This window comes from Clostridium sp. UBA4395 (genome assembly GCF_002390995.1).
In the GTDB taxonomy this organism is placed as follows: Bacteria; Bacillota; Clostridia; order Clostridiales; family Clostridiaceae; genus Clostridium_J; species Clostridium_J sulfidigenes.
On sequence record NZ_DGRF01000016.1, the window covers coordinates 1 to 11,927 of the forward strand.

The following is an 11,927-nucleotide window of genomic DNA, read 5'->3' on the forward strand; positions in this document are numbered from 1 at the left end:
TGTTTTTGCACTATTATAGATTTTAATATAAAATTTTAAATAAAATGGTATAATTAATAGTAAATAATGTTTATAAAATCTGTATTTTTAATATATAGTATAAAATGTTAGTTTAATCAATTTGAAAGGGCATGTAATAGATGGATAAAGAGGTTAAGTTAATAATACTAAGAGGCAATTCAGGAAGTGGTAAAACTACAACAGCAAAGGCATTACAAAAGAAATTTGGACATGGTACCATGTTAATATCACAGGATGTTGTTAGAAGAGAAATGTTGTTTGTGAAAGATGGTCCTGATACAGAAGCAATTAAGTTATTAAATGAACTTATACTATATGGGAAAAAGCATTGCGATATTGTAATTTTAGAAGGTATTTTAAATTCAAGGTGGTATAGAAAACTATTTGAAAATTTACATAATGAGTTTGGTAATCAAGTTTTTGCATATTACTTTAATATACCTTTTGAAGAAACTTTAAATCGTCATAAACAAAAACCTAATGCACATGAATTCGGAGAGAAAGAAATGAGAAAATGGTGGAATGAAAAAGATTTAATAGGCTTCATTCCAGAGGTATATATACATAAAGATTTAAGCTTAAATGAAATAGTGAATATTGTTTATCAGGATGTTATAAAGTGAAGGCCATAATTTAAAACTCGGCACCGGGTGTTGGAAATACTAACTTATTGAAATAACTTAAGGGGTTTTGCCAAAGGACTTTTGAGTAGATTTATTGATTAATACTTTTGTTTCATCATCAGAGGATGGTTTAGATAGATTAATAATTGCAAAGGAGAATAAATAGATGGCTAAATATATTGATTTAAGTTATACCATAGAAAATGGACTAAGTGCTCATCCTTACGATGAAGAGCTAAAGTTATATCAAAATAGATTTTTGGCTAAAGACAAATACAATGACACTAAACTAGAAACTGGTATGCATGTTGGAACTCATATTGATGTTGTGAGCCATATGTTAGATATTAATATTTTAATAGATGATTATCCAGCAGATAAGTTTATTGGAAAAGGATGTTTACTTGATGTTAGAAACCAAGATATTATTAAAATGAAAAAGAAGTATTTAGATACTGTAGAAAAGGATAGCATAGTTCTTCTATATACTGGTTTTGATAACGAATTTGGATGCGATGATTACTTTAATTGCCATCCCATAGTTGAAAAGGAGTTAGCTGAATTTTTTATAGATAGAAAGATTAAGATGATTGGCATGGACTTGCCATCTCCTGATAAATACCCATTTCAAATTCATAAAATGCTACTAGATAAAGATATTCTTATTATTGAAAATATGAAAAATATCGGAAGTTTATTGAATGTAGATGAATTTGAAATTATTGCATTGCCTCTTAAAATAAAAGCGGAAGCATCCCCTGTGAGAGTTGTGGCTAGGATTTAAATTTAAGAATACTAATTCAAAAAAATGATAGTACAACGATATTGAGAACTCTACTATAAATAAGAAAAATAGATGTTATAATTCTATATAATATTATGTTATAAATTGTTTGTATTAACACAATTTACATGATAAAATTTATATAAACAACTTGAATTACAGAAAATTAAAACTTCAAAATTATTTATAGTATTTAGAAGAGGTGGGACTCATTATGAGAAACAAACTAGGTAACTACTCAGTGCAGTTAATATAATCTGATAGCAGATTGTGCTGCGGTAATAAGATATTTGTTATCAGTTAACTGCATTACTTTTCAAATTAAATTATCATATTTAGTATATTATGAAAAGGAGTAGTTAAATGAATAGAGGAGAGTTTAAAAACTATTTAAAAAGTGAGGAAAAGAAAGGTTTTAAGGGATGGGATTTCTCATATCTTGATGGTAGATGGGATGGAGAACATATACCATGGGATTATAAAAAAATCCTATTGTCTTATTTAAAAGCAGAATATAAGCTTTTAGATATGGGAACAGGAGGAGGAGAATTCCTACTTACTTTGGACCATCCATTTTATAATACAGCTGTAACAGAGGCATATGAACCTAATGTTGTAATTTGTAAAGAAAGATTAGAACCTGTTGGGATAACGGTTAAGCAGGTTTTTGATGATTCAAGATTGCCCTTTGAAGATGATTCTTTCGATATAATAATTAATAGACATGAATCCTATGATATTGGTGAGATTAATCGAATATTAAAGGCTGGAGGGTATTTTATTACTCAACAAGTAGGTGGAAAAAATGATGTAGATTTATCTGAAAAGATAATAGATAATTTTGAGTCGTTGTATCCTACTCATGACTTAAAACATAACATTGAGGGTTTTGAAAATAACGGATTTAAAATTATTAAGGCAGAAGAGGCTTTTACTCCTATACGTTTTTATGATACAGGAGCTTTGGTATACTTTGCAAGGATAATAGAATGGGAATTTCCTAGTTTTTCTGTTGATACTTGTTTTGAAAACTTATGTAAAATAGAGAGAGAACTCAATGAAATTGGGTATATAGAAGGAACAGAGCATAGATTTCTTATTGTTGCTAAGAAACTATCAACATCTAATGAGACAGGAAATTTTAGATTTAATTATTAGAATAATATGCAGTTATAGATTTTGAACTTGGGTGTGATAGGATAAATTGTACCATAAATAAATGCTAAATTTACGAAAGTCTAGTAATAAATGATGTAAAAATATAACTCCAATCTTTTAATAGGTTGGAGTTTTTTGTGATATAATATAAAAAATTATATAAGGGAGAATGTGTTATGAGTAAACATAATATCTATACAATGAGCGTAGCAAAAATCTATCCTCTTTTGGTTACAAAGGCGGAGAAAAAGGGACGTACTAAAGCAGAAGTGGATGAAATCATCTGTTGGCTCACAGGATATAGTCAGGAAGAATTAGAAGCTCAATTGGAAAAACAGATAGCCTATGAGACATTCTTTATGGAAGCTCCTAAGCTGAACCCTGCCAGAGTTTTAATTAAAGGTGTGGTTTGTGGTGTACGAGTGGAAAATATCGAAGAATCAATTATGAAGGAAATTCGCTATTTGGATAAGCTTATCGATGAGTTAGCAAAAGGAAAATCCATGGATAAGATTTTGAGGAAATAATGATTAGATTGAAAACAAAAAATACTAATGATATTTTGTAGAATGTTATGTATGAGATCGCCTCGTTATTTACGCGGGGCGAAGAATACCACAAGTAACATAAATTATTTAAATATAAAGGCTCACATACAGTGATGTAAGCCTTTTTCCCTATTATTTTTTTTCAGATGTTTCTTCTTTTTTAGGGTCTTTATCAAAATATTCATCTAATTTCTTTCTCATGTTATCTGGAACTTTTTTCTCTATTGGGAAGGCTATTGAATTTATAACTGATTCACTGAATTCTTTAGTTATAATAGTAGTCAATTCTAAGGCTTCAGAACTTAAATATTCCATAACATCATTTCTTGTGTGGATGAAAGCTCCACCCTGTGGTGCAAAACGACAGAAGGTAAGAGATGGAATTCCCTCATCAGCAAAGGCTGTAGAATCACTTGAGTATATGTCTTGTTCTACTTTAAGTGGGAAACCTTTAATCTTAGCCATTTGATCAATATAATCAACTAAACTTTGCTCTGCAGTAACTAGAGCCATTTCTTTTCCAAGAATAGAGCCAGCCACGTCTACGTTAATCATTAGAAGGTGTTTCTTAAGCTCTTCCTCATGTTTTTTTAAGTAAGCTTTACTTCCAAGAAGTCCAACTTCTTCAGAGCCATACCACATAAATTTTACAGTTCTCATTGGTGGATTTTCTTTAAAGTGTCTTAGAAGTTCCATTATAATAACTGAACCAGCTCCGTTGTCATATACTCCAGTACTGTAAGGAACACTGTCATAATGAGCACCGAAGGAGATTATCTCCTCAGGGTATTTAGTACCTTCTAAAGTTACCATCACATTTTGAGAAGTTAGCTCTACATCTTCCATGATTAGCTCTACATGGATTTTAGAAGCTTTGTTCTTAACCATATAGAAGCAGTCTTTCATACGCATGTTAATTGTAGGTATTCTTCCATGCTGTGTATTCTTTTCACGGATTCTAGCTATAGAAATATCAGTTTTATATTCTTCATCCATGGCAGTACCAGACATAGTTATATATCCAGCAATACCAGCATCCATAAGTTTTTTATAAAGTTTAGGATTTGGACGAGTATTTATAAGTACAAATTTTCCTTTAAGGTCAACTAAATTTACATCCAAGCCGTCTTCAATGTATACAAAATCTGCAGTTATTCCACCCTCAGGTGTACCGATTGAGCAGTTATATGGTGCAACCTCATATTCTTTTTCAAAGGGCTCTACAACTTTTAGTGTAGCTTTTTTAATTACAGAGCTAGGAGCTTTGAAAGACTCTAAGTGTCCTTCACAGCCAATTGAGGATATTTCCTCTAATAAAATGTTAGCAGCTTTTAATTCTTCCTCTGAGCCACTGATTCTTACAAAACCTATTTTCTTTAGTAGTTCAAATTCTCTTTCAGCATTAATCTTCATTATATTCCCCCCATTATTTGTCCATCTAAATATATTATACTAGAGTTGTATGAAAATTGAAAATATAAATGCAGATATATAGTTGAAGAGGGGAAAGCCTAACCTATGAACTTTATGTGATTAGAAGTACCTGCTAAATCTATGATGAATTGAAATAAATCTTTATTTTCTTATATAAATTTGATATAATATAAATTTATGTTAGTAGAATTACATATATTTTAATACACTTGTTAGTATAGAATGCTATAGCGTATGATAAATGAAGAACATTACTAAAGTAGGGGGCAACTTAGTATGATTAAAATTTTTTCTTCGTTAAAAAGCTTAGGACTTAATTATGAAGACGATATAGAGTTATATACAAAAAAAGAAGATAAATACGATAAAGAAACAAAAGATAAAAAATCAACAAAGGTTGATATTAATACATTACTTTATGATAAGAAGGTTACTTGTCCAGTTTGTTTAAAAGCTTTTACATGTAGAGTTGTAAAGGCGTATGTTCCTAAAGTAAAATCAAAAGATACAGATGCTTTTATAAGATATGAGGGGGTAAATCCATATTTTTACGAAGTATTGGTATGTCCAACATGTGGATATTCAGCATTAAAAAGTGATTTTCAGAAAATACAATCCTATAAACGTGAAGTTATACTTGTAAAGATAGGCAATCAATGGCAAGGTAAAGAATATCCTCAAGTTTATAATGAAGAAATAGCAATTGAACGTTATAAGCTTGCATTACTAAATGCAGTGCTAGGAGAATTTAAAGATAGTACAAAGGCAATGCTTTGCTTGAAAATTGCATGGATGTATAGACTTCTAGAAAATAAAGAAGATGAGAAGGCATTTTTAGAAAGAGCACTTCAAGGATTTGTTATTGCTTATGAAAATGAACGAACTCCAATATACGGATTAAGTATTTATTCTTTACAATATATTATAGGTGAGTTATATAGAAGAATAGGGGATTATACAAATGCTAAACTATGGTTAGGAAGAGTAATCTTAAGCAAGGCGGATCAAAAACTAAAAGATAAAGCTAGAGACATGAGAGATTTAGCAAAAGATTTAGAGATAAAAGCAAATGAAGCTACTTGTGAATAGAGATATATGATTGTATATTAATGAGGTATTTAAAAGACTTGTGGTCATCTACTATTAAGTATATAAATTTTAGCTAAGATTATAATAAAGCCTATAGTTTATTTTATGAAAGAAAACTATAGGCTTTATTAAATTATATATTAACCAATACCACCGTATATTAATCCTAAAATTATTACAATAATAGTTGTTGGCACAAAAACATATTTTCCAAAATTCATAAACCATATACCAATTTTATATTTTGAACCTAAATTTAACTGAGCTAGAGTCTCATCTCTATCAAGTATGTAGAAGAATACAATAGCAGTAATTAATGCTCCCAATGGAGATAGCACTATAGTAATAAAGTTTGTGAAATTGTTAAATAAAGAGCTACTTAAACTTAATGGTATAGCTAGTATAAAAGCTGAAATAGCAGTAATATAAGTAGTCTTCTTTCTACCCCACTTAGTTAAATTCATAATTGCTTCTACGGGACCCTCTAACATAGCGATGGAAGATGAAATAGATGCAAAAATAATACTTAAGAAGAATAAAGAACTTAATACTTGTCCAAGTTTCATAGTCTGGAATATACTTGGTACAGTTACAAATAGTAAAGCAGGTCCAGAGGTAGGGTTTAGACCTAAAGCAAATACTGCTGGCATTATTACAAAGGCAGCAAGGATAGCAGCTAAAGTATCAAATGATGCTGTAGTTATAGCACAATTAGGTATATCAAAATTTTCATCTGTATAGCTACCACACATAACCATACAACATCCTGTTAAAGATACTGTGAAAAAGGCTTGTCCTAGAGCCATAACCCAAGTACTTGGATTTAAAAGGTATGCCCAATCAGGAGTAAGGAGATACTTCACACCCTCCATGGAATCTGGTAGACTTAATGATTTTGCAATTAGAAGTATAAATATAATAAATAACAAAGGTATAATGATTTTATTTATTTTTTCAATACCCTTAGAAATTCCAAAACTAACTATTATTAAAGTTATAACAACAGCTAAACCATGCCAAAATACTGTGATATTACTATTTATAAAAGTAGTGAAGTAAGACTCTATATTTATAGTTAATATGTCACCAGATAAACTTATGAAAAAATATTTTAATACCCAACCAATAACAACTGTATAGAACATAAATATACCAGTTAGTCCTAGGGTTGGAATTATAGATATAATAGAGCCATGTTTAATATTTCTTTCTTTGAATACCTTTTTAAGTGCACCCATTGACCCTATTCTAAACTGTCTACCAAAGGAAAACTCAGCAATTAAACCAACTGTTCCTAGTAGTACTACGAAAATAAAATATGGGATTAGGAATGCAGCACCACCATTTTCACCTAATCTATAAGGGAACATCCATATGTTTCCTAATCCAATAGCAGCTCCAACACATGAAAGAATAAATCCAAGTTTACTAGAGAATTTTTCTCTATTTTTAATATTTTGCAATTTTAATTACCTCCTAGAAATATGATATAAAATATTTATAATAATAAAAAAGACTCATAGCTTACACTATGAGACCCTTAACCTAGGATATAAAAAGGCCTCATAGTTTACCTATGAGGCTAAATTTATTGCAACATAAATTCTTTAGCTATCATAGATACAAAACACTCCATTGGTGTGGTTTGTATCTATGATAATTGTTATATAGACACAAACCTATCTAAAAAAGCTAAAGAAAAAGTTATTATTTAATTTTGAAATTGATAGGTTCGTTTTTAAATTCATAATATTATCTCCTAATATGATATTTTATGTTATGTATCATATCATTGAAAAATATAGAAGTCAATAGATATGGAACTGTTTATACACATAAAAGTCCGTTGAAGTAAATAATTAACTTTAAAAGACTTTTTTATTTAAAAAATTTTTAGTAGGTAATTTATATTTTACTGCGCTTACATTTATAATTGGTTAAATGATAGACAACAACTGAAACCACAATAATTCCAACAGCAATTCCTAAGGAGGTTTTAAGTGTATTAAGAGCGTAAAGATCAAATTTTATTTTATTTCCTGTTACAGCATAACTCATAGAATAGTATAAGCTACCACCAGGTACAAGAGGTACGATAGATGGTAATAAAAATACAGTTGTAGGTGCTTTATGAATTCTAGCTAAGAGTTCAGAGTATGCGGTACCTAGAATAGAAGCTATCATATTAGATATAAAAATATCATTACAATAATAAAAAGAAAGTAAATAGATACACCAAGTAATAATACCGCCAATAGATGCATAGAGTATTCTTTCCTTTTTTATATTAAACAATAAGGCAAATCCTAGGCTACCTATGTAAGCAGTAATGATTTGAATTAAATACTTCATTATTGCAATATACCTCCTAATATAATCAATGAAATTGCAAAACCACAGGCAATAGCTATGGCAATTAATATGGATTCAGTTAATCGTAATAGGCCGGCTATAATATCGCCACAAAGCATATCACGAACGGAATTTATTAATGGAATTCCAGGAATAAGAAGCATAATATCTCCTATAATAATTTTATCAACATTAGCTCCTATTCCTATTTTAGTAAATAAAATTGCAGCTAGTCCAGTAATAATTGAGCAAACAAAAGTATATATTAATTGATTAATGCTTTCTCTTTTGATAAAAGTATCAATAAAGAATATAAGTATACCAATAATTGCAGCCGCAGCAGCATCTATGAGATTACCACCAAAAAAGATAGAAAATCCACTAGAAGCTAGTATGTATCCTAGGCAGGAACTCCACCTTATACTGGATTGACTTACTGATATTTGTTGTATTTTTTCCTTTATTTCATTGAAAGAAGGTTTAGTTTGACATATATATCTAGATAAGGAGTTAAGCTTCTCAAGCTGACTAAGGTCTGTTCCATAGGAGTAAATCCTTCGTGTTTGGGTTAGGATTTCTTCATCACTAGTTTTTATAGTAGCTATAATTAATGATCTTATTGAGAAAACATCTATACGGTCAATTTCATAAACTTTACAAATACGAATAATTGTATCTTCAACACGATTAGTTTCACCACCAACTCGTAGCATATGCTCACCAATATCTAAGGAAAGGCTTAGTATTTTGGACGCTTCAATTGTGATTTCATTCTCCTTCATAAATGTCTCCTTTAAGTTAGTTTATATTCCCATATTTATAATATTAGAATATAAAGATTATTACAATGAGATAATTCTAATAAGTTCGATTTATGTATTTTAAATACAAATAGATGTTAGTCAGAAATAAAATGATAAAGAGAAAAATCAAAACACCTGAATAGTATTTTAACTAATCAGGTGTTTCTTTATATTGATTTATGAATTACCACAAGGGTGAAAACTCCTTAAGTTACTACCAGAATAATCCACGTCTACAGCAGTTGTTTCCAAAGCCACCAAAACCGCCACAACCCAATAATATCAACCATATTAGCCATTGATTATTATCACAACCACAACCAAAATTACAATTACGGTTTGTAAATCCTGTACAACAGGAGGTTGGACATCTGTCACAACATGAATGTATATTACAACAACAGCAGCAATCACATTTGCAATTAGAATGACGTCTTCTATGACTACTCATATATATTACCTCACTTTTTATATTTACTCCTAAGATTATGTTTTGGGAGTATGTAATATAAAAGGAATTTAAAATACACTATTATAAATATATATGATTTATAAAGATGTATCTCACTATTATGATATGAAGATATTGAATTTAAGTTACAGGATAATGATGATTAAAGTTGACATGTGTAAATGATTAAGTAAAATTGAATTTATTTTAACCACCAAGGGTAACATCTTGTTCATTGTACCAGTCTAAAGCATTGTAGAAGTCTATAGAAGTAAAATCCGGCCAATAGGTGTCTATTACGTAAAAATCAGAATAAACAGACTGAATTGGTAAGAAACCACTAAGTCTTCTTCTACCTCCCCATCTTATTATTAGATCAATTCTAGAAATATCCTCTGAATGTATGTAGGGTAGAATATGTTTATTAGAGGATTTGGATTCTTTTAATAGATTTAAGTCCCACTCCCATCCATAATGAATTAGAAAGTTTACCTTAATACCACCATTACCAAATTTTTTTCTAGTTGTAAAGGGAATTAAAGCCTTAGGAAAAGCACTTGATTCAGTATTTCCAATAACCAAGATTTCACAATCCTCCTTTGTTAAAAGCATGACAGAATCAATGCAAGCTTGTATAAAAGCAAGCTTTTGCTCAGAGGGACGTTTGGTATTGTCTATAGTAAAACCATAGAATGTTAGCTCTTTTATATTTTCTTTTTGGCAAAGTTTAAACACTTCAAGACCAGGATTTATGCCATGTTCATATCCTTTATCTTTGGTTAGATTATTAAGTAAAGCCCAGCGTCTGTTGCCGTCAGGAATTATTCCAATATGATTTGGTATTCTCATATGATCTCAATTAACCTCCGTAAAAATTAAAATTATAATACTATGTTTTCCATAAAAATATAAAATAAACATAGATAAAAAATACTATTTTGTAAGAAGGTTGCAATAAGTTAATGATAATATACAATATATAGGAAATAATTATTATGGAATGATTAAAGATGATTCAATGGGCATATTAAATAGCATTATAGGTATTATATTTATTTCATCTTTAGTTTCTATATTATACTACTTTGGGATAATGCAATTTATTGTAAAGATAATAGGTGGGGCTTTAGAAAAACTCTTAGGAACGTCTAAACTTGAAACTTTATCAGCAGCTGCAAATATATTTTTATCGCAAACAGAGTCACCTCTTTTAATAAAACCATATATCAATAAACTGTCTACATCAGAATTATTTACCGTAATGGTTGGACGTGTAGCTTCAGTTTCAGGTTCTGTTTTAGTTGGGTATTCCACTAGAATATCTTATCTGAGCAAGATTTATGGCTGCTCCAGCAGGACTGATAATGGCGAAAATGATATTTCCAGAAAGTGATGCAAAAGACTTAGAAGATAAAATTGAATTGGGAAAAGATGATTCAGTTAACGTGGTAGATGCAGCAGCGAAGGGAGCATCAGAAGGGTTAGGTTTAGCGCTAAACATAGGTGCCATGTTACTTGTATTTATTTCTCTTATAGCTTTAGCAAATGGAATAATAGGATTTATTGGTGGACTTATTGGAATAGATGGATTAAGCTTAGAAATGATATTTAGATACATATTCTCACCAGTGGTTGCAATTATAGGAGTTCCTTGGAATGAGGATTTAACAGCTGGAGCTCTTCTAGGACAAAAGATAATTTTAAATGAATTTGTTGCCTTTAGTAAACTAGGACCTATAATAGGTGACCTTTCACAAAAAACTGCAGCTATAATGACTTTTTCACTATGTGGTTTTGCAAACATATCTTCCATTGCTATTTTAATCGGTGGAATTGGAGGAATGGCACCAAAGAGAAAGCATGAAGTTGCAAAATTAGGATTAAAAACTGTGGTTGCAGGTACTTTAGCAAATCTTTTAAGTGCAATTATTGCAGGACTTTTAATAGGATTATAAGATTATTAGTCATGTTGTAAGTATCACAGAAAAGTTGATGCTGTTATCTCATTTTAAGATAATTATATTTTCTTAAAATGAGATATATTTTTATTAGATATTAAAATAGATGTTAAAAACTTCATAATAAAAATATTATTATAATAAATAAAACCTATTTAAGTATGAAATAATATAATTAGAGGGTTTACTATTATTAAATTTTAAAACATAAGATTTCATTATGTAATTATATAAAATTATGTAATTATATAAAAAAATTTTTAAAATGACTTGACATTTAATATATAAACATGTAAATTAGTATTAACAAATTAAATTGAACAAAATTTAATTTATATAAATAATATTTTGGTAAATTGATTTTAGGAGGAATAAAAGATGGCAAAGATAGTTAATTCAGCTGAATTTAATAATGAAATAAAAGATGGTGTTGTAGTAGTAGACTTTTTCGCAACATGGTGTGGACCTTGTAAAATGTTAGCTCCAATATTTGAAGAATTATCAACTGAAATGGAAGGCAAGGTTAAATTTATAAAAGTTGATGTGGATCAATGCCCAGACATATCAATGCAATATAGTGTAGCATCCATTCCTACAATAATAGTATTTAAAGATGGAAAAAATGTAAATACTACAGTAGGGTTTGTACCAAAAGAGAGAATAAAAGAAATTGTAGAAGCTTATATATAATAAAAATATAGGAGGT

General features: G+C 29.5%; 14 protein-coding genes. 8 read left to right on the forward strand and 6 right to left on the reverse strand.

Annotated elements, in window-relative coordinates; genetic code table 11:
* Positions 1-140: 140 nt before the first annotated feature.
* From B2694_RS00965 to B2694_RS00980, 4 genes are all read left to right on the forward strand, one after another.
* Positions 141-644 (forward strand): kinase, encoded by a 504-nt coding sequence (locus B2694_RS00965; RefSeq protein ID WP_346884166.1) that lies wholly within the window; start codon positions 141-143, stop codon positions 642-644.
* A gap of 166 nt (positions 645-810) precedes the next feature.
* Entirely contained in the window at positions 811-1,428 is a 618-nt protein-coding gene (locus B2694_RS00970) for a cyclase family protein (RefSeq protein ID WP_346884167.1), read from the forward strand.
* Positions 1,429-1,791: 363 nt separating this feature from the next.
* Entirely contained in the window at positions 1,792-2,586 is a 795-nt protein-coding gene (locus tag B2694_RS00975; protein ID WP_346884168.1) for a class I SAM-dependent methyltransferase, read from the forward strand.
* 176 nt (positions 2,587-2,762) lie between these two features.
* Positions 2,763-3,113, forward strand: a complete 351-nt coding sequence (locus B2694_RS00980) for a DUF2200 domain-containing protein (RefSeq protein ID WP_346884169.1) — start codon at positions 2,763-2,765, stop codon at positions 3,111-3,113.
* 153 nt (positions 3,114-3,266) lie between these two features.
* Here B2694_RS00980 and B2694_RS00985 read toward each other — a convergent pair whose 3' ends face one another.
* On the reverse strand, positions 3,267-4,547 hold the full coding sequence (locus B2694_RS00985; RefSeq protein WP_346884170.1) for a M20/M25/M40 family metallo-hydrolase: 1,281 nt from the start codon (positions 4,545-4,547) through the stop codon (positions 3,267-3,269).
* 297 nt (positions 4,548-4,844) lie between these two features.
* Here B2694_RS00985 and B2694_RS00990 point away from each other — a divergent pair, with 297 nt between their 5' ends.
* Positions 4,845-5,657, forward strand: coding sequence for a DUF2225 domain-containing protein (locus tag B2694_RS00990; RefSeq protein WP_346884171.1), 813 nt, complete (start codon positions 4,845-4,847; stop codon positions 5,655-5,657).
* 140 nt (positions 5,658-5,797) lie between these two features.
* Here B2694_RS00990 and B2694_RS00995 read toward each other — a convergent pair whose 3' ends face one another.
* The 5 genes from B2694_RS00995 to B2694_RS01015 form a co-directional block, all read right to left on the reverse strand.
* Entirely contained in the window at positions 5,798-7,111 is a 1,314-nt protein-coding gene (locus B2694_RS00995; protein ID WP_346884272.1) for a sodium-dependent transporter, read from the reverse strand.
* 451 nt (positions 7,112-7,562) lie between these two features.
* Complete coding sequence (locus B2694_RS01000; protein WP_346884172.1) at positions 7,563-8,009, reverse strand: threonine/serine exporter family protein; 447 nt, start codon at positions 8,007-8,009, stop codon at positions 7,563-7,565.
* Positions 8,009-8,791 (reverse strand): threonine/serine exporter family protein, encoded by a 783-nt coding sequence (locus B2694_RS01005; protein WP_346884173.1) that lies wholly within the window; start codon positions 8,789-8,791, stop codon positions 8,009-8,011. Before B2694_RS01005 ends, B2694_RS01000 begins: the two co-directional genes overlap by 1 nt.
* Before the next feature lie 235 nt (positions 8,792-9,026).
* The gene (locus B2694_RS01010; protein WP_346884174.1) at positions 9,027-9,263 is read right to left on the reverse strand and encodes a hypothetical protein; all 237 of its coding nucleotides are present in this window, start codon (positions 9,261-9,263) and stop codon (positions 9,027-9,029) included.
* 207 nt (positions 9,264-9,470) lie between these two features.
* Positions 9,471-10,112: an undecaprenyl diphosphate synthase family protein gene (locus tag B2694_RS01015; protein WP_346869259.1), complete on the reverse strand. Its 642-nt coding sequence runs from the start codon at positions 10,110-10,112 to the stop codon at positions 9,471-9,473.
* A gap of 169 nt (positions 10,113-10,281) precedes the next feature.
* Between B2694_RS01015 and B2694_RS01020 the strand changes: the two genes are divergently transcribed.
* From B2694_RS01020 to trxA, 3 genes are all read left to right on the forward strand, one after another.
* A complete protein-coding gene (locus tag B2694_RS01020) occupies positions 10,282-10,656 on the forward strand; it encodes a nucleoside recognition domain-containing protein (RefSeq protein ID WP_346884175.1) in 375 nt (124 codons plus the stop codon).
* The gene (locus tag B2694_RS01025) at positions 10,628-11,218 is read left to right on the forward strand and encodes a nucleoside transporter C-terminal domain-containing protein (protein WP_346884176.1); all 591 of its coding nucleotides are present in this window, start codon (positions 10,628-10,630) and stop codon (positions 11,216-11,218) included. The genes B2694_RS01020 and B2694_RS01025 overlap by 29 nt, the downstream gene beginning before the upstream one ends.
* 381 nt (positions 11,219-11,599) lie before the next feature.
* Positions 11,600-11,911, forward strand: coding sequence for a thioredoxin (trxA, locus tag B2694_RS01030; protein ID WP_035134706.1), 312 nt, complete (start codon positions 11,600-11,602; stop codon positions 11,909-11,911).
* Positions 11,912-11,927: the final 16 nt, after the last annotated feature.